21 protein-coding genes and 3 pseudogenes are annotated in these 19,234 nt (G+C 32.3%); 10 read left to right on the top strand and 14 right to left on the bottom strand.

Annotation, left to right across the window (positions count from 1 at the left end; genetic code table 11):
• The 6 genes from BIY23_RS04655 to BIY23_RS04630 form a co-directional block, all read right to left on the bottom strand.
• On the bottom strand, positions 1-427 hold a 427-nt coding region (locus BIY23_RS04655), incomplete at its 3' end, for a hypothetical protein (RefSeq protein WP_222523875.1).
• A gap of 4 nt (positions 428-431) precedes the next feature.
• Positions 432-704, bottom strand: a complete 273-nt coding sequence (locus tag BIY23_RS04650; protein ID WP_070065362.1) for a hypothetical protein — start codon at positions 702-704, stop codon at positions 432-434.
• Positions 705-1,102: 398 nt separating this feature from the next.
• Complete coding sequence (locus BIY23_RS04645; protein WP_070065361.1) at positions 1,103-1,957, bottom strand: DMT family transporter; 855 nt, start codon at positions 1,955-1,957, stop codon at positions 1,103-1,105.
• A 103-nt stretch (positions 1,958-2,060) separates the two neighbouring features.
• The gene (locus BIY23_RS04640; RefSeq protein ID WP_070065360.1) at positions 2,061-2,300 is read right to left on the bottom strand and encodes a GNAT family N-acetyltransferase; all 240 of its coding nucleotides are present in this window, start codon (positions 2,298-2,300) and stop codon (positions 2,061-2,063) included.
• 166 nt (positions 2,301-2,466) lie between these two features.
• Positions 2,467-2,703, bottom strand: coding sequence for a GNAT family protein (locus BIY23_RS04635; protein ID WP_070065359.1), 237 nt, complete (start codon positions 2,701-2,703; stop codon positions 2,467-2,469).
• 232 nt (positions 2,704-2,935) lie between these two features.
• Entirely contained in the window at positions 2,936-3,706 is a 771-nt protein-coding gene (locus BIY23_RS04630; RefSeq protein WP_070065358.1) for a hypothetical protein, read from the bottom strand.
• Positions 3,707-3,926: 220 nt separating this feature from the next.
• Here BIY23_RS04630 and nth point away from each other — a divergent pair, with 220 nt between their 5' ends.
• Entirely contained in the window at positions 3,927-4,550 is a 624-nt protein-coding gene (gene nth / locus BIY23_RS04625; protein ID WP_070065357.1) for an endonuclease III, read from the top strand.
• A gap of 35 nt (positions 4,551-4,585) precedes the next feature.
• Here nth and BIY23_RS04620 read toward each other — a convergent pair whose 3' ends face one another.
• Positions 4,586-5,599 carry an OTU domain-containing protein gene (locus tag BIY23_RS04620; RefSeq protein WP_070065356.1) on the bottom strand — a complete coding sequence of 338 codons (1,014 nt, stop codon included), beginning with the start codon at positions 5,597-5,599 and terminating at the stop codon, positions 4,586-4,588.
• Between the two features lie 99 nt (positions 5,600-5,698).
• On the opposite strand from BIY23_RS04620, the gene ychF reads away from it, so the two are divergent.
• Complete coding sequence (gene ychF, locus BIY23_RS04615) at positions 5,699-6,790, top strand: redox-regulated ATPase YchF (RefSeq protein WP_070065355.1); 1,092 nt, start codon at positions 5,699-5,701, stop codon at positions 6,788-6,790.
• A gap of 54 nt (positions 6,791-6,844) precedes the next feature.
• Entirely contained in the window at positions 6,845-7,594 is a 750-nt protein-coding gene (surE, locus tag BIY23_RS04610; protein WP_070065354.1) for a 5'/3'-nucleotidase SurE, read from the top strand.
• Positions 7,595-7,606: 12 nt separating this feature from the next.
• On the opposite strand, the gene BIY23_RS04605 is transcribed toward surE, so the two are convergent.
• The 3 genes and pseudogenes from BIY23_RS04605 to pstC all read right to left on the bottom strand — a co-directional run.
• Positions 7,607-7,867: a F0F1 ATP synthase subunit epsilon gene (locus BIY23_RS04605; RefSeq protein ID WP_070065353.1), complete on the bottom strand. Its 261-nt coding sequence runs from the start codon at positions 7,865-7,867 to the stop codon at positions 7,607-7,609.
• Entirely contained in the window at positions 7,864-9,291 is a 1,428-nt protein-coding gene (gene atpD, locus BIY23_RS04600) for a F0F1 ATP synthase subunit beta (RefSeq protein ID WP_081326572.1), read from the bottom strand. Before atpD ends, BIY23_RS04605 begins: the two co-directional genes overlap by 4 nt.
• A gap of 50 nt (positions 9,292-9,341) precedes the next feature.
• Positions 9,342-10,211: pseudogene (pstC, locus tag BIY23_RS04595) on the bottom strand (phosphate ABC transporter permease subunit PstC); the annotation flags it as partial.
• A 238-nt stretch (positions 10,212-10,449) separates the two neighbouring features.
• Here pstC and rpmH point away from each other — a divergent pair.
• The 7 genes and pseudogenes from rpmH to BIY23_RS04565 all read left to right on the top strand — a co-directional run bounded on the left by rpmH (position 10,450) and on the right by BIY23_RS04565 (position 15,809).
• Positions 10,450-10,584 carry a 50S ribosomal protein L34 gene (rpmH, locus tag BIY23_RS04590; RefSeq protein ID WP_070065350.1) on the top strand — a complete coding sequence of 45 codons (135 nt, stop codon included), beginning with the start codon at positions 10,450-10,452 and terminating at the stop codon, positions 10,582-10,584.
• Between the two features lie 28 nt (positions 10,585-10,612).
• Positions 10,613-10,936: pseudogene (rnpA, locus tag BIY23_RS05030) on the top strand (ribonuclease P protein component); the annotation flags it as partial.
• Positions 10,937-11,001: 65 nt separating this feature from the next.
• Positions 11,002-11,274: a hypothetical protein gene (locus BIY23_RS04585; protein ID WP_070065349.1), complete on the top strand. Its 273-nt coding sequence runs from the start codon at positions 11,002-11,004 to the stop codon at positions 11,272-11,274.
• Between the two features lie 18 nt (positions 11,275-11,292).
• Entirely contained in the window at positions 11,293-13,113 is a 1,821-nt protein-coding gene (gene mnmG, locus BIY23_RS04580; RefSeq protein WP_070065348.1) for a tRNA uridine-5-carboxymethylaminomethyl(34) synthesis enzyme MnmG, read from the top strand.
• 231 nt (positions 13,114-13,344) lie between these two features.
• Positions 13,345-13,596 carry a hypothetical protein gene (locus tag BIY23_RS04575; protein ID WP_148115235.1) on the top strand — a complete coding sequence of 84 codons (252 nt, stop codon included), beginning with the start codon at positions 13,345-13,347 and terminating at the stop codon, positions 13,594-13,596.
• Positions 13,597-13,610: 14 nt separating this feature from the next.
• Positions 13,611-13,814 carry a hypothetical protein gene (locus tag BIY23_RS04570; protein ID WP_148115234.1) on the top strand — a complete coding sequence of 68 codons (204 nt, stop codon included), beginning with the start codon at positions 13,611-13,613 and terminating at the stop codon, positions 13,812-13,814.
• Between the two features lie 9 nt (positions 13,815-13,823).
• Positions 13,824-15,809, top strand: a complete 1,986-nt coding sequence (locus tag BIY23_RS04565; RefSeq protein WP_070065345.1) for an ATP-dependent DNA helicase RecG — start codon at positions 13,824-13,826, stop codon at positions 15,807-15,809.
• Positions 15,810-16,388: 579 nt separating this feature from the next.
• Here BIY23_RS04565 and BIY23_RS04560 read toward each other — a convergent pair.
• The 4 genes and pseudogenes from BIY23_RS04560 to BIY23_RS05590 form a co-directional block, all read right to left on the bottom strand.
• Positions 16,389-17,666, bottom strand: coding sequence for a M48 family metalloprotease (locus BIY23_RS04560; RefSeq protein WP_070065344.1), 1,278 nt, complete (start codon positions 17,664-17,666; stop codon positions 16,389-16,391).
• A 3-nt stretch (positions 17,667-17,669) separates the two neighbouring features.
• Entirely contained in the window at positions 17,670-18,311 is a 642-nt protein-coding gene (gene ribB, locus BIY23_RS04555; protein ID WP_070065343.1) for a 3,4-dihydroxy-2-butanone-4-phosphate synthase, read from the bottom strand.
• Between the two features lies 1 nt (position 18,312).
• The gene (gene greA, locus BIY23_RS04550) at positions 18,313-18,807 is read right to left on the bottom strand and encodes a transcription elongation factor GreA (protein ID WP_070065342.1); all 495 of its coding nucleotides are present in this window, start codon (positions 18,805-18,807) and stop codon (positions 18,313-18,315) included.
• Positions 18,808-18,809: 2 nt separating this feature from the next.
• Positions 18,810-19,234, bottom strand: a pseudogene (locus BIY23_RS05590) (F0F1 ATP synthase subunit alpha); the annotation flags it as partial.

Raw genomic sequence — 19,234 nt, 5'->3', positions numbered from 1 at the left:
CCATTAGATTATCATGTAAAAATTTATCTTCAGGATGATTATGTAAATATTGTTTTAAAGCATCATTATATAATTTATTATTTATTAAAAATTTCCTACATTTTGCTAAGGTTTCATCACCAATAAGGCAAGGTATATCGTCTACTACATGTTCTATTATCCTACCACGTTTATCTATTCTTTCCATCTCTTCTCGATCTAAATAAGATTCCTCTGCATGAATATAACGATCACCGTTAATATAGCTATTTACAGTATCCACATAAGGTAATGCTAAATCTTCTGAAAAAAATGCAATTAGAATCTCCTTATAAGTAGATACTTTAGCTGGGCCTATACCAATAGCACTCAAACACTTGTGATAAAAACCTACCTTTTCACTGCTATATCCAACTATTAAAGGATTTATAAATGCTTCAAATAACACATCACTATAGCCGTCTTTCCCATCTATAATAAAAAGGATTTATTGCACCGTCTTGTTTGGGATATTGGTTATGTGCAAGCCCAATTCCACACTTTTCTATAGATATATGCATATTTTTAACTATATTCTCCACAACCGACTTGTTTCCCTCAGTAATAGGAAACATTACAACCGGCTGATTAAAATAATAGCTTTTTTCTTCTTCACTATTGGTAGCCCTTTGTTCGAAATATGAGCATTCACCTTCAACATTTTTTATTTTTGACTCAATAACCATAATCTATTTTTACCCTTTAAATTCACTCTTGTTATTCATACAACTAGTATTAATTATAAAAATGCGATCAATATAAAAATTCCATATTTATATTCTATTCTTTACAGAGAAATGTCAATTTGGTATAGGTACAAATATTGAACTAGCTATAGACATGAAAACATACCGTTTTGGCTATAGAAACCAGCTGTGATGAAACTGCCGTAGCAATTGTAAACAGTAATAGAGAGATTCTTGCTCATGAAATTATTTCTCAAACAGCAAGTTTTACGCTCTCTTGACTATTTTATATAGCTCTACGCACTGTCTCTGTTGTTTTGGCACACCCATGTAATATCTGTCCCGTAATCACTCTTTTTAAATGATAAAGTCATCACTCTTTGGAACTGTACATCCACTTAGAACTTTTTATTTTCTGAATAAATTATAAACAAAGTCGATGGTATTAGTATCAAAGTACTATATAAAATGTTTTTATCAGGAAGCTCATTAAACATAAAATAAGCTGCAACTGTAGAAATTACTAATTCGAAATATCTATATGGTGCAAGAGCAGTGACGTCAACAATTGCAAAGGCTTTTAGTATAAAAAATAAAATTAGATTCGCATTTATACCAAGTATAAATAATAATATTAACTCTAGCCAAGAAGGAGTATACCAATAGATTAATACGAATGGACCAGAAAGAATTGTTACTACCAAAGATGAAAAAAATAACATACTTATTATTGATTCTTGTATCACAAGCCGTTTATTAATTATATCCAACATAGCAAAAAAGAGTATAGCTATGATAAAGATAAAAACAGCTATGTCACTGTTGGGCTTAAGAGTAACAACAATACTAACAAAACCGACAATAGTTACTATCCATCTCTGCCAAATTATATTCTCACTTAAGAATAATGCTGCAAGCAATAGTATAAATAATGGCATAGTAAAGCTAACAACCGTAGCTGTAGTAACTTGCGCCATAGTTAGCCCATAGCTCCAAAGGACCATACCCAAAAACAAAAGAATGCCTCTAATAATCTGAGTAAATATACTATTTGTTTTTAGAGTTTCTATACCATAATACATGATAAGAGGTAGCATAGCGACAATACCAAATAAAAAGCGAAAAAAGACTATTTGAAAGCTTTGAAGATGTAGACCTAAATATCTCACTATAATATCATTAGCTGCACTACTAAGTAAGCTCAATATAAACCATACAACCCCTTTTAGATAAGTTTTTATTTTATAGACCATTTAATTGTTAAGAAAAAGTACTACTATATTCTATCATTAAACTAAAATAAAAGTAGTGTTGCTTATTGTCAAAATAACTAATGTATATTCCAACATCAACCTTTTATTTTGAAACCTTGTCACCTAGACAGCTTATATTCCCCACTTCCACTTGAGCATCACTTGTTACACAACTTTCTTGTTCTTTATGAGTTATACTATATATTATATGATCGTTATATAGATCATACAAAAATTCTTTATCTTTAATAATTTCTTCTCTTATAAAATTTAACCTCTCAGCTATTGCCTGACTCTTTCTATTTAAGGTAGAACAATTAATGTATATCTTCTTTAATTCCAATTCTTTAAACCCTATAGCAATAATATGTTTACATGCTACTGTTATTACCTTACATTTTTTGATCTAGCCAATAACCTATACGAGCATCCCTTTTATCCCAATCAATTACAGTAAAAGATATCATTCCTATTAATAAGTTTTGCTCTCTTATACCCAATGCAAGTGATTATTTAATAAAATTATTATTTGCTTGTTCTATGAATCGCTTACTATCTGTTTCTTGAGTAGCACGATCTAACCACGCTAAAGTCTGTTTGAGATAAGCTCTATTACGGTCTATTAATTGAAAAAGTTGTGTAGAATCAGAGCTTTGCCTATCAACATAGAAATTACTAAAAATAGAGTGTGGGAAACTTTTCTCTAGTTTATTACTATACTTTGTGTAATTTTGTACACTAATCATACCTTATGTATATTAAAAATAGATCATAAGTCAGTCAACTATTTTTAAACTACTTTATTAAATACAAGAAAATCTTATCAAAAAGACACATTTTTACGCTTTTGCAATAATTTTCTGTTTCGCAAAAGGCCTATTCTTGCACTAATCTCATCCTTACTTCTACTTCTGACATCTCACTACCTTGATTTTATCTTCTTTTTTCTTTTTAAATACTTTCACATTTACAGATAGTCTAGACTGCATCACTGCTCCGTGACTTAAGTGTGTTATAATGAAAAATTAGACCACATTCAATGTTCAATGAAGAAAACGAACTATTTTTTATTGTTACATCACTTGCACCATTAGCCTTATATTCACTGCCAAAAATACCTGAATACTTACCCCCAACATATATGTGTATATTTTCATGTACCGTCAATATATTGCCTACTTTTAACTGACACATAGGCCATATAGAAGGCTTTCCGAATATTCCAAAGTCTGCACCACCTATACTAGCTCCAATATAGGGACGTATACCTCGATACATCCGCTCTGTTGTAGAAAAGGAGAAACTTATCATTCCTGATCTATATGATGTACTATATGCGGACCATACAGTTTTATTTGCACCTCCTTTTGTATATGTAAATGATATGCGACCATCTGTTATCTCACTATTTGAGGCAATACCTTCTACCCCAATTCTATAATCAAGAACGCTATTAAATTGTCCTTTATAACCAAATTCTACACTAAGAGTGGATTGTGGCACAGGTATGGCTATGTTTTTTTCTGTATCTAAACTCCAACCCCCCGATTCTGATGGCTTAAATCTTACTTGTACATCTTGAGCCTTTATTTCAACAGTATTATTACCAGCGGAATCTACTATACTGAATTCTGTTATACGCTCTAAGCATGGAGTGTTATGCCCAATCATCCCGTATAATCCATATTGCTCAGCAAAAATTTGTTGTGAAAACAGCAAAATAAATACTGATAATGTTTTTTTGTACATATTATACTAAACCTGTTTAACAAAACGGTACAATGATTAATAGGTAATGTAAACATATATTTAAAAATCTGTGAATCCTAGTTATCTTATCTTTTTAGTAAATGGAAAATATAATGAAAATGTTGATGAAAGGGATTAATAGGCTATAATAAATATGATACAACCAAATTCAAACTGTTGAGCCCCTTATCTATAATCACAGTTATTCAGTTAAAATTATATGGATGATATAAAGCAGATATTTGAAAGGTTGAAACAAGCAAATCCTACACCAAAAACAGAGTTATATTACACTAATGATTTTACATTGTTAGTTGCTATAGTTTTATCAGCACGTGCAACTGACATAAGCGTTAATAAAGCTACTAAGAAGTTATTTACAATTATTAGTAGTCCAGAAGAAATGTTAAATTTAGGTCAAATTGCACTGCAAGAATATATTAGTAGTATTGGCTTATGTAAGGCTAAAGCAAAGAATATTATTAATCTTAGTAAAATATTAATAGAAAAACATGGAAGCATGGTACCTGCCAATTTTGGAAGTTTAATAGCATTACCAGGAGTTGGGAGGAAAAGCGCCAACGTCTTTCTAAACTGCAGTGTTGGTATACCAACTTTAGCGGTTGATACTCATGTTTTTAGAGTTAGTAATAGAATCGGTCTAGTAACAGAAAAAAGCTTACTTAAGACAGAGCAATCTCTTATGCAAATTATTCCTAAAGAATATTTATTCTACGCACATCATTGGTTAGTGTTGCATGGTAGATATGTTTGCAAAGCCAAGAAGCCTTTATGTAATAGTTGCATAATTAAAGACCTATGTAAGTTTACTGATATAAAATAGTATATCTAAACATGATATACTATTGACTTACACTTTTATGCACAACTGATACCATGAGATGGTGTACAGCATGTTAGCTTTACTTCTTCCATCTTGCAGCTTGGAGATTGCTGTTTATCAATAAGAACTTGCTGTCTGTCAAAATGGCGTACACACTCATCAACAACATTTTGAATATTACCCCTATCATTTTGCTGAATTAATTTATTAAATATCTCTATTACCTTTCTAACAAAGTCTTTTAATGGATCAATTGATTGAGTGTTTTTTATATAGGTTGCAATTTCCTCTATCTGTAGATTTCTTGCAAGCTCAAAATCTTGAGATATCTGTAGCTCTTCATTCTGTAAATATTTTACGCCTTCAAGATCTTCCTCTATTTGCAAATTTTTTGCTAATTCATAATCCTGCTGTTCCTGAAGATTTTTGTTGAGTACTGGCTCAAGAAGATTCTTGTCGAGTACAGGATCAAAATGATTATTACCCATATTTATTATATGTATAATACTGCTATCACTATAAATTCCATTATAAAGGCCTGTAGAGTCACTTGCGTCTACATTGCAATTTTTGTCAGCATCTATAAGTTGGTGAAGAAATTGTGGTTGATCACTAGATGTAGTGCATAATGGATTTTTTTCTATAATATGCAGCTTTACATTATATTTTTTACAGAGTATTTTTCCTTCTATGTCAGGATCACCCCATCTATAATCTTGCATAATTTTTTCTTTATATTGATCAATAGTTTCCTTTCGTAATACTTCCTCGTGTTTTTCTGTTTGATTATTGTGACGCAATTCATAACTTGCATTGATAGCATTTTTAAACCAGTCTGGTACAGATACACTATTTGCAAAATCCGCGCAATCTTTACGTAATTGTTTCGCAGATACTTTTATTCCTCGTTGTTGTTCTAAACTTTGTTGGAATGAATGAAAAAAACAACTATGATCCTTAGGTGCAGTACCTTGATAAAAATTATTAGGGTATGATATTGCCTCTTCTGAAACAGTAGTTGTTGATTTATTCTGATTATTGCTTGCCATAAATTACCTCATTATATATGCTTAGTCAAATGAATTATGACAATATAGTTGTAAACAAATCATTAATTGCTTAGGATCAAAATTTATTTAGATAACGGGATGAGCTTCAATTGCGGTATTGTTGGTTTGCCTAATATTGGAAAATCAACATTATTTAATGCACTTACACAATCAAATTTGGCTGAGGCTGCAAATTACCCTTTTTGTACTATAGAGCCAAATAGAGGTAAAGTACCAATAAAAGACCAACGTTTAAAGCAGATTGCAGATATTGCTGGTTCAGAAAAAATAATTTCTAATCAGTTAGAATTTGTAGATATTGCTGGTCTTGTTAAAGGTGCAAGTAAAGGGGAAGGTCTTGGTAATAAGTTCTTAAGCCATATCAGAGAAGTGGATGCTATTCTGCATTTATTAAGATGTTTTACGGATAATGATATTAATCATGTACATGACAAAATAGATCCATTATTGGATGCCGAAGTAGTAGAAATGGAAATGATTTTGGCTGATATAGACAGTATAGAAAGAAGATTACCTCAGATTGAAAAAAAGTTAAAATCAGGTGACAAAGCATTCAAGACACAGTTAGAGTTAATACATGAAGTATTGGCTGTGTTGCAATCAGGAAAACCTGCAAGAAGTTTAAAGCATGTTGATGAAAAGCAGATGAAATTACTACAATTATTAACAACAAAGCCTGTTATGTATGTTTGCAATATTGAAGACACTAATGTTATGGTCGGCAATGAATTATCCAAAAAAGTAGAGGTAATGGCAAAGAGAAATGACAGTAAATTTTATTGTATCTCTGCCAAACTTGAAGCTGATATTGCTGAAATTCATGATGAAGAGGAAAAAGCAAACTTTTTATTAGAATTTGGTTTAAAGGAATCAGGGCTTAATTCCGTGGCACGTATCATATATGAAATGCTGGATATGATAACTTTTTTTACTGTAGGACCTCAAGAAGCACATGCGTGGCCAATAAAAAGAGGATCTACTGCTCTACAAGCTGCAGAGGTAATTCATACAGATTTTGCAAAGGGTTTTATAAAGGCAGAAACTATCAGTTTTAATGATTATATACAATGTGGTAATGAGGTGGTTTGTAGAGATACAGGAAAAATTCGCTTTGAGGGTAGAGATTATATAGTACAAGATAGTGATATAATGCATTTTAGATTTAATTAACTTATATTTTAGATTTAATTAACTTATTTTGTATATTATATCTACAAAACGTATATGAAAGTGCTAGTAACAAATGATGATGGATTTGGAAGTGAAGGAATAGGATTACTGAAAAAAATAGCATCAAATTTTGCGTCAGAAGTGTGGGTAGTAGCACCTGATAGTGAAAAAAGTGGAGCAGCAAGATCTTTAAGCTGTTTTACAAATCGTTCTATAATAATTCACCAGTATGGCAAGCGAGAATTTAGTATATCAGGTACTCCCGCAGATTGTGTAATAATTGCGCTCCATAAGATTATGAATAAAAAACCAGACTTGATATTATCTGGAGTAAATTATGGATCAAATGTAGGTGATCATGTCTGTTATTCTGGAACAATTGGTGCAGCTATGGAAGGTGCTTCACGATTAATACCATCTATTGCGCTTAGTCAAACATGTGATACAAATAATTGTATAAGCTGGCATAATACAGAAACTTTTGCACAAAAGGTTATTATGAAATTGATAGAAATTGGTTGGCCTCAAAATGTAGTAATGAATATTAATTTTCCCGCTACAAAGAAAACAAAGGGTATAGAATTTACAGTACAGGGTAAATATTATATAAAATCTAATGTAATCTTTACTAAAAATGTGGATCATTCTTTCAGTTTAGATTGGGGACGCGATAATACATCTGGTAGTGGCAGCGTGGGCAAAGTACACGATGGATTTATTACAATAACACCTGTTAAGCTAGATTTTACAGATTATGATACACTTAAAATGATACGGGATTCTTTCATAGACAATGAATTTTAAGCTTCCAAAATCTTAAATTAGTGAAAAGTGATATGTGATAATATTACAATTGTTTTTTGCAACTTCCAGTATACCGTTATCTACTGTGATTTTTTTTTCTTCTGCATTATCTGTTTTAATAACTACAATGCCAGGCAATATACAAATTACATAAGGAGCATGATTAGCTAAAATCATAAGTTTGCCTTCCAGCCCATTTAATGAAACAGAACTAACTTTATCAAATATAATATTATCTTCAATAGATGTAATCTCTACTCTAAAAGTGTTCATAAGCTAGCTTTTACGATTGCTTCATCTATATTTCCCACCATATAAAAAGCTGATTCTGGTAAATGATCATATTTCCCTTCTACGATATCTTTAAAACTAGAGATAGTATCAGAAAGTGAAACAAATTTACCAGGTATGCCGGTAAATATCTCTGCAACATGTAAAGGTTGGGAAAGGAATTTCTGAATTTTACGTGCTCTGTTTACAATCACTCTATCTTCATCAGATAATTCATCTATACCAAGTATGGCAATAATATCTTGTAAAGACTTATAGGTCTGTAATATACGTTTTACTTCAGAAGCAACATTGTAATGTTCTTCACCGATGATTTCATGTGATAGTGCATGAGAAGTTGAATCAAGCGGATCAATAGCTGGATATATTCCCATTTCAGCTATTTGCCTTGATAATACTGTAGTAGCATCAAGATGGGTGAAAGCAGCTGCAGGAGCAGGATCAGTTAAATCATCTGCTGGAACATATATAGCTTGAACAGAAGTAATGGAACCGGAAGTAGTTGAAGCTATTCTCTCTTGCATCATACCCATATCAGTTGCCAGTGTAGGTTGATAACCTACAGCGGATGGTATTCTCCCAAGTAGTGCAGAGATTTCAGAACCAGCTTGAGTAAATCTAAAGATATTATCAACAAAAAATAAAACATCTTGATTTTCACGATCACGAAAATATTCTGCCATAGTTAAAGCTGTTAAAGCAACTCTAGCTCTTGCTCCTGGAGGTTCATTCATCTGACCGTAAACTAATACAGCTTGAGATTTCTCAGGTTCATTTACATTAATCACATTTGATGTAATCATTTCATGATAAAGGTCGTTACCTTCACGTGTTCTCTCCCCTACACCTGCAAACACAGAAAATCCTTTATGAACTTTTGCTATATTATTTATTAGCTCCATTATAATGACTGTTTTACCAACTCCAGCACCACCGAATAAGCCAATTTTTCCTCCTTTTAAATAAGGTGCCAGAAGATCTATTACTTTTATTCCTGTTACTAAAATTTCTTCTTGTATCCTTTGTTCAGTGAAGTTTGGTGGGTCTTTATGTATAGGTTCCAAACTCAATGCTTGACCTAGTGAACCACAATTGTCTATAGGTTTTCCAATAACATTAAAAATTCTCCCTAAAGTTGCATGTCCAACAGGTACTGTAATTGGGGCACCTGTATCAACGAATTCATCGTTTCTAGCCACACCATCTGTGTTATCCATAGCAATACAGCGAACTATATGATCACCTATATGCTGTGAAACTTCTAAAATCAATTTTTCATGTTTATACCGAGATCTACCTTCTAAGGCATGTAATATTTTGGGTAAATGACTATCAAACTGCAAATCAATAACTGCTTGTGTTACTTTGATTACTTTACCTATATTTAGCTTCTTGTGCTTTGCCACTATACCCTTTTAAAAAATAAATACTATATTATCGGTGAAAATTTTGCAAGCTAATTGCGCTTTATTACAAATAACGCCAATGCATTCAGCAACCAAGTAACAATAAACAAAACCAGGCTAAGAGCATAAGCAGCAAGAGTTTGTACACTGTTAAAATCTTGATCACCTGTTAATAGTGTAGCGATTTGTACTGTAATAGTAGTGACTGAGTGGAGAGGGTTAAAAGTTAGATTTGCATTAATTCCGACAGCCATTAATACAATCATAGTTTCACCTATAACTCTAGAAATAGATAATAAAACTGCACTTAAAATTGTCGGCATTGCGTAAGGTATTATTATATGCCATATAGTCTCTGCAGGAGTTGCACCTAATGCCATAAAGCCATACCGTAAACTTTTTGGCACAGATCTTATAGCGTCTTCTAGTAAGGAAACAAAAAAAGGCAGAATCATTATTCCGATGGATAAGCCTGCCACTAGAGCATTCTCTGAATGCACACTTAAATTGAATAAATTGGCTGTTTGTTTTACTAGAGACGATAAGAATATAATGGAGAAATATCCATATACAACTGTAGGAATTGCTGATAGGGTTTGTAATGTCGTATTAACTATATAGCGTGTCCTCTTACTAGCATATTCGCTAATATATATTGCAGAAAACAGCCCCAAAGGAATTGCAAATATCATTGCTACAATAGTTATAAGCAGTGTACCAATCAAGAGTGGAGCTATGCCAAAACATCCTATTTTTTCGTTGTTAATAGTTACTATATTATGGTTCCATTCTAAACAGAATAAGAGTTCTGTAATAGGTACTTTATGAAAAAATGTAATGGATTGAATAAGAATAGATAGCATTACAAACATGGTAGTACAGAATGATATAGCTAGAGCTAAAAATAGAAGAAATTTTATTACTTGGTATTTTTTGATTATGAAAACAAAGGAGAATATCAGCAAGGACACTAATATGGTAATATAAGCAGTATGCTCAAAGGTAATATAAAGAATTGCAACAGGCAGTAGTATCCAGAGACAACTTAAACATAAGTAATTTTTGATTTTACACTGTGACATTAATTTTTTTCTTGAACTGATTTGACTATAAGGTAAAATAAATTAAACTAAAGCTCATGTATCAATACTAAAGAAAATGAAGCGTACATTTCAACCAAAAAATTTAATAAGAAAGCGTAGGCATGGATTTCGTACACGTATGGCAACAAGAGCCGGTAGAAAAATTCTAAATAGGCGCCGTTCTTTAGGGTGTAGAAAGCTGTGTGCATGATAAAATTATCTAGTATAAAAAAAAAGATTTTGCTTTTGTATTTAAGAATAGGCAGTTATTTAACAAGTCTTTTTCTCGTGGATCTTATATATCATTATATGTTATAAAGGAATTAGAGCCTACAAAATATAAATATGTTATTAGAATAGGACTTGCTGTCGGTAAGAAGATAGGTAAAGCTGTACAGAGAAATAAAATTAAGAGAAGACTTAAGGCGCTTGCTAGGGTAGTAGTCCTGAATGTAAGTAGTTTAGGTCATTATTATATAATAGTGACCCATAGGAACATTGTACAGGCAAGCTATCAGGAATTAAAAAAAGACTTAACAATTTGTTTACGAAATCTTAATTAAAGTGTTTACAAGTATATCACATATGATAACATATGTAAAGTTTTTAAGGATAAAGTTAACAAGACATGAAAGTAAGTAAGAAAAAAGAAATATGTTATAGGGGAAGTGGAGCAATGTACAAAGAACCTGTTGTTGGTGGTGCGGACTGGTGGTCTGCATACCGTCAACATACAAAGTTAATATCAGAAGCCGCTAACAACAGTAAACAAGAACAAGAAATATGGTTGCTCAATTACAAAGAAGCAGAGCCTTATACAGGGCCTAACACACAAGTTGAAGATTCCTCTCTTACTCGTATAAATAAAGAGAAGCAAGCGAATAACAGACGTCACGGATAAACAAGCTCTTTTATTTCAATGTATGATGTAATTGTAATAGGTGGTGGACATGCAGGTTGTGAGGCTGCAACGGCATCGGCACGTCTTGGTGCACAAACTTTACTCATAACACACAAGATCTCTACTATAGGAGAAATGTCGTGTAATCCTTCAATTGGAGGAATTGCAAAAGGTATTGTAGTAAGAGAAATTGACGCTCTTGATGGAGTCATGGGTAGAGTAATTGACCAAGCAAGTATACACTCTGTGGTTTTAAATAGAAGTAAAGGTGCTGCGGTATGGGGACCACGTGCCCAGGCAGACCGTAAACTGTATAAGCAGGCAATGCAGGAAACTATCTTAAACTATTCAAACCTTACAGTAAAAGAGGCAGCTGTTGATGATTTGGTAATAGAAAACGATAAAATAAAAGCAGTTATCACGGACTATGGAGAATACATATTCTCTAACAAAGTTATACTCACTACTGGAACCTTCTTACGCGGCATAGTGCGTATAGGAGAAAAGTCTACACCAGGTGGCAGAATAGGAGAAAAGCCAACAGTAAAACTTTCCAATATTTTAAAAAAGTACAATTTTCAATTAGGAAGATTATATACCGGAACTCCACCGAGGTTAAGTCGTAATACTGTCAATTGGAAAATATTAAAAGAACAAGTTGGTGATTATCCACCAATACCATTTTCATATTTAACAAAGCAGATTAGTCAATCACAGATTTCATGTTTTATCACACATACAAATGAAAACACCCATAGGATTGTGAGGGAAAATCTTCATAGATCTGCTGCTACGTATTTGAACAGTATTATGTCACCGAGGTATTGTCCAGGACTTGAGGCCAAAATTAAAAAATTTGCAGCAAAAAATAGTCATCAAATATTTTTGGAACCAGAAGGACTTGATGATGATACTGTATATCCGAATGGTGTCTCTACTTCGTTACCTGTTGAAATACAATATGAAATGATCAGGAGTATTAAAGGCCTTGAACATGCTGAAATATTAAGACCTGGATATCACATTGAGTATGATTATATTGATCCAAGGGAATTATATCATACTCTGGAAACCAAGAAAATTCGAGGACTTTATTTTGCAGGTCAGATCAATGGTACTACTGGATACGAAGAAGCGGCAGGGCAAGGCATAATTGCAGGAATAAATGCAGCATACGGGAATTTTGTTCTTCACAGGACCGACTCATATATAGGTGTAATGATAGATGATTTAGTGATGAAAGGTGTAACAGAACCATATAGATTATTTACCTCACGTGCAGAATATAGATTATCAATCAGGTCAGACAATGCTGATAGAAGATTAACACAAAAGGGTTACAATATTTCCCTGGTTTCGTATGAAAGATATTCTATTTTAAAAAAGAAATTAGAGTCTATCGAATACGCAGAAGAGAAATTACGGAGTTTAACCATTACTCCAGAGCAACTTGCATCTTATGGCATTAAGATATCTTATGACGGGATAAAAAAAACAGGATTAGATCTCCTTAGTTACTCAAACATTACTTTAAAGAGATTAAAAGAAATATGGCCAGAGTTGAGTTCCATACAGAGTGATTTAGGTGAGATAATTGAGATTGAAGCAAAATATAAACCTTATTTAGCAAGACAAGAAGCAGATATAAAATTTTTACAGGAAGAATATGATACACATATTCCATTAGATTTTGATTATTCTCAGATCAAAGGATTATCAAATGAAGTACTAGAAAAGTTACGTACTATTAAGCCGACTACTATAGGAACAGTAAAACAAATACAAGGCATGACTCCAGCAGCTATAATAAACATGTTGATGTACCTTAAAAAGGTATAATGACACTAGATATATTTCTTGATTCAGTTTTACTGGCATGCTAACATAAAATGTAAATTTAATACTAGGAGGTAAGACATGGCTATAGACCATTATACTTTGGAATTTTTAGTATGCGCAATAGAGTCTCACAAAGAAATTTAATAAATAATGGAAATGATTTAAAACAAGCATTATTCGCAAGTGTTAGAGCAATATTCAAAAAGTGGTACATTGAATGATATGCTTAATATGAATGATACACTTAAAATGTGGATTGGCGGTAATGTTTTATCTACTGCTAGCGATAGGGATCAAGCACAAATAAAGCAAAAAGAATTAGTTGAAGAATTAGAAAAATTGGAAAGGAGTGGTGGTGATTTATTGCATTACAAGTTTGATGTTACAATGTTTTCTACTACTGCTTACCACTACACCATTATGGAGTTTATGGCTGCTAGTACGCAGTATGCTAGAGTACATCCTTATCTAATGAAATGTTGAATAAAGTAATCAGTATGTTTAACAGTAAAATGCTTGCAAAACCAGAGAGAATAGAGCTTGCGGTATGTAAACAAGGTACCGCTGAATACAAGCTAACAGACAAGGGAGGACAAATATTAGAGGAAATGAAAAAGGAAATGGCAAGTGATTTCCCAAAATTTTTGTTTACTGAGGATGTTAGTTGTGAGCCTGTAGCACAAAAACAACAAGAGAAGTAAGCACGATTTGTGCAAACATATGAAAGACTTTTTTTAACAGTTACTTTATCTAAATTTTATACTGCAGTACTAACTAAACTTTGTGGAGGAGTCAGAGTAATAGATTTATTGCTCTATAAACCGATCAGCTATGTTGATAGAAGAAAGTCGCTATCAGATGCTAAAGTTGGTGAAATCGCAACTTTTATTGCGAAAGTTCAAAAACATGAGCCTCCTGGTGTAAAAAAGAAGCCATATAAAATTATTGTTGAAAGTAACAATAGATGCATATTTATTGTTTTTTTTAATTATTCTATTAAATATTTGTACAAGTTATTCCCTCCAAATTCTACTGTAATTATTAGTGGCAAACTTGAAATTTTTGTTGGACAATTACAAATTACTCATCCTGATTATGTGTTGCTTGATCTAAATCAATTTAAGGAAACTGCATGTATAGAACCAATATATCAAACAAGTCGTGGTATTACTAGCAAAAATATTAAAAATATAATAAATTTTTGTCTGAAGGATCTGCCAAATTTACCAGAATGGATAGACAATGAAATTCTTAATAAGAAAGGGTGGTTTAGTTGGCAAGAAAGCATTATCAGGCTACATCAACCAAATTCCTTAGCAGAAATAGAAATATGTAGAGAAAGACTTGCTTACGACGAGTTATATGCATATCAGATGGCATTAAAATTAATAAGGACAGATAATCTAAAAAGAAAGGAGCGACAATTTACAATATCTAATAAATATAAGGATCAAGTTTTAAGTAAGCTACCCTTTCAATTAACTAGTGATCAAATTAAAGCAATAGCAGAAATTTCAGAGAAGCAAAAGTCTGAATATCATATGATAAATTTATTACAAGGTGATGTAGGAAGTGGTAAGACTGTAGTTGCACTTTTTGTGATGCTAAATGCTATTGAAAATGGGTTACAAGCAGCTTTTATGGTACCTACAACTATATTAGCCGAACAACATTATAACTGGATTGAGGAAATTTTATCGTGTACTGATATAAAAGTTGCATTATTAACAGGCAAAAGCTCTAGGAAAGAAAAAAAGCTGATAGTAAATGAACTTGCAAGTGGCATTTCAAATATAGTGGTAGGTACTCATGCATTGTTTCAGGATAACATTATATTTAAAAATTTAGGTCTAGTAGTGGTAGACGAACAACAAAGATTTGGTGTAATGCAAAGATACCGTTTAATAGAAAAGGGGAATAATGCAGATATACTTTTTATTACTGCAACTCCAATTCCTAGAACATTACAACAAGCTATATATGGTGATATAGACTGTTCAATTTTAAAAGAAAAACCGCAATCTAGGTCAAAAATAAAAACCGTTGCTATTAATATAGAGAAAGTACAGAATGTAATTGATAGGTTGAAAATTGCCATTGATAAAGGAGAAAAGGCATACTGGATCTGTCCTTATATAGAAGAAAATGAAAATCTTGATATTGCTGCAGCAGAGGTACGCTTTCAAAAGTTAAGGAAAGTTTTTACTAACAGAGTTGGAATAATACATGGTAGATTGACTCAGGATGAAAAAAATCAGGTTATGTTTTCTTTTAAAAAGGGAGCGATAGTTTTACTTGTAGCAACAACTGTAATAGAGGTAGGTATAGATATACCAGATGCAACAATCATGATCGTAGAAAATGCAGAACAATTTGGATTATCACAGCTACATCAATTACGTGGTAGAGTAGGACGAGGCAATAAGCCTTCTTTTTGTATATTGTTATATAGTGGTTACTTAAACAAAACGAAGTTAAAAATTATTTGTGAATCGCAAGATGGATTTTATATTGCTGAGAAAGATCTTATGATTAGAGGTAGCGGAAATATTTTAGGTATAAAACAATCTGGGCATATAGGATTTAAATTTGCTGACATGTGTAAAGATCAGGGATTATTTGACTTAATTCATATAGCGAATGACATTAAAGAGCTACTTGATATTTTTGGTTATGAAAATAAATTAAATCTTTGACTTAGGTAGTGTGCAGTTATATAGTAGATTAGATTGCATTAGGAATCTAAAAAGAGTAAATTATAAGAAAAAATGACAACGAGCTCATATACATGATATAACTCATTTTCTACTATTATTTGATACAATTTTCGCTTTCTTTAAATGTCTAATTCAACTTAATTTACTATAGAACCAGAAAGATACAATAATATAAAATAAGGTAACATCTTTTTAAAGGAGATGCTACCATATATAAGTGTTACATAAAAACAGAAGATTGAAAAATAATTTATGAGTTTTTGAAAGCTATCAAAAATATTCAAGTGAAGCAAGAAGATAAAATACGAAAATTTTTAGACATTTTTACAAAGGACTACACCTAATCGAGTGCTTTTTCAGAAAAATTAAGCACTTTCAGTGTATTTCTCTTGTTTCGATAAAAAATTATACTCTCTTTCCTTGGTTTCGTTGCTTTTGCTTCTTCTATTCTTTAGTTTCATTAAGTATGCATTACCTAATCTTGTCTTTCGCTTAGATAAATCTTTCTTGATATTCATGTTATCTTTACCATATTCAGCATATACATTGCCATATACTCTATGATTTTAACTTTTTAGATTTCTTCATATCCTCTATTTGTAACAAATGAAGACTGCCTTCTGGCAAAGAATTAGTAGCTAAACTAGCATATTTGACAAATTGCTTTGAGTCATTTGTAATAAAAGCTTTTCTTGCTAAAGCAAAATAATACATGGCCATATTGGAATCATGTTTATATGCAATACTTAAATATCCCCAAGCCAAAGCATCATCTGGTTCTATATCAATAATTTGCTCAAGATAGAAAATTGCTCTTTTTACATTACCATGTAATAATAAAGTATGTGATAGCCCAAGCCTTACTAAACCACTTTCATCAGATACATGTTGAAGAAATTTTTCATAATTCTCTATGGATTCACTTAATCTTCCTGCTTTATATAATATCTCTGCTTTTAATTCATAGAGATGTGGATCTTTTGTAACTAGTGTATCAATTTGCATTATAGCTTTATCTATTTTACCTTCTCTATAATATACTATAGCATCTACATACGCTCTATCATTATCATTCCATCCATATTTATCGTGCAATACATCAATAGGAATAAAAAGCGAATCAAGCTTTATCACCATACGTTTAAATCTCAATAATTCCTTAACAGGAATTGGTTTAAGCTCATTTTTAACTTTATAATTTTGTACGATAATTAAACGTTGGTTACTCAATGGATGAGTACGTATATATTGTTCAGTATGTTTTGGTTCAATACTTTTGAAATCATTAAGAAGTGCTTTTACACCCACATTATCATATCCTGACTCATCTAAGTATTTCAAGGCATAGCTATCTGCCATTTTCTCCTGTTCTTGCGAATATGAACGGAGCGAATTTATACCAACTGTAACACTGCCTAATACAAGTGCACTAGCAATTTCGACATCAACTATAGCGCCTGGAATCAGCCCTAACAAACAGCTACCAAGTAAAACTGACGCAAGATTACCAGTAATATGCACATTCTGTAACATATGACCAGCAGCTATATGAGCTATCTCATGTGCTAATACACCAAGAAGTACATACGGCTCTGTTGAATATTGTAAAAGTCCTAAATGGATAAAAATATTTTTATTATCTATAATAAATGCGTTCACTGAATTATCATTAACCACAAAAACTTTTATTTGCTTACTATCAACGCCTGCAGCATCGAACAAAGGCTGTCCCAAGTTTTTGACTATTGTTTCTACTTCGCTATCTCGAAAAATGTCAGTAGCATAAGATGGAATGTAAAAAAACAGTAGAGCTAACAAACTTGCAATCTTAAACATAAATTAACTACGTGTATTCGTGAGATAGGTTACAAGTCTATCTATTGTGGTCACTTTCATTCCATGTCGTATAGCAAATTTAAGCATATCAGGTAAACGCATCATAGAACCATCATCATTTATTAATTCGCAAATCACTGCTGCATGATTAAAGCCTACCAATTTTGCCACTTCTACACTCGCTTCAGTATGTCCAGCACGTTTAAGCACTCCACCTTCAGTAGCAATCACAGGAAAAACATGACCAGGTGTCACAATATCATCTTGAGTACTACTTCCATCAATGGCAGTAAGTATAGTTTTCGCCCTATCTTTTGCTGATACACCTGTAGTTATACCGTGGGATGCATCTATAGATGTAGTAAATGCTGTGTGATCATCACAAACATTTTTTTTTTCCATGAAACCAATATTCAAATTTCTCATATGGGATTTAGTCATAGATAAACATACAATCCCTGTACCATATCTTACCATAAAAGCTATATGCTCTGGTTGAACTTTCTCAGCTAAGACAACCATATCCCCTTCATTCTCTCTGTCTTCATCATCTACTAGAATAAATAACTTACCAGAATAGGCATCTTCAAGCACACTTTCTACGGAAGAAATACCATCAATATCAACTGATGCATAAACGGCCATTTTACTTAAATTCAATTTTAACTATTTTATATAACTTTTCCCCATTAGGTACAACAACTTCTACATATTCACCTACCTTTTTACCAATTAAAGCACTGCCTAAAGGTGAGTTACTGGATATTAACTGTTGTGACACATCAGCTTCACACTCACCTACAATTTTATAAATATACTCTGCCTCACCTCCATCATCACTCAACATATTCAACGTTACAGTTGCACCGAACATTACAACATCACCAGATAAACTGTGTACATCAATTACTTCCGCATGCGATAATTTATGCTCTACTTCCATAATACGACCCTCTATAAAACCTAGTCTCTCACGTGCAGTATGATATTCAGCATTCTCTGATAAATCACCATGATCACGTGCATCCGAAATAGCTTGTATTATGGTAGGCTTTTCCTTTTTAAGTTTATCAAGCTCTGCCCGCATACGCTCAAAGCCTTCCTTTGTCATAGGAAATTTATTTATAGTAGAAGAAGTCATGCCTAAAACCGATCAATAAAACTATGTACAACATTAAAAATATTGTTCTTTATATCATCACCCATTGCACTTGACAACATTTTTAAGAGGTCAGCATGCATGGTACGTACATAATTGATAAGGTCATGCTCAAACTTACCAATATTATCTAACCTTATATTACGTAACTGATCATATAAGTTGGAAAAGACATACATAAGTAATATCTGTTCTTCTATTGATACTGGAGAATGTTGCTGTTGCTTTAATAATTCCACAAGATACCGCCCTTTTTCTAAAGACAATTGAACACTCGGATCAAGATCAGAACCAAATTTTGCAAAATCCTCCAATTCTCTATACTGCGCTAGATCTAATTTAATAGAACCAGCAATTTTTTTTACAGAACTCAACTGTGCAGCAGAACCTACTCTAGAAACTGATAATC

This window comes from Wolbachia pipientis, from assembly GCF_001752665.1.
Taxonomy (GTDB): domain Bacteria; phylum Pseudomonadota; class Alphaproteobacteria; order Rickettsiales; family Anaplasmataceae; genus Wolbachia; species Wolbachia pipientis_A.
This window is presented reverse-complemented; position numbering and strand designations above follow the sequence as displayed.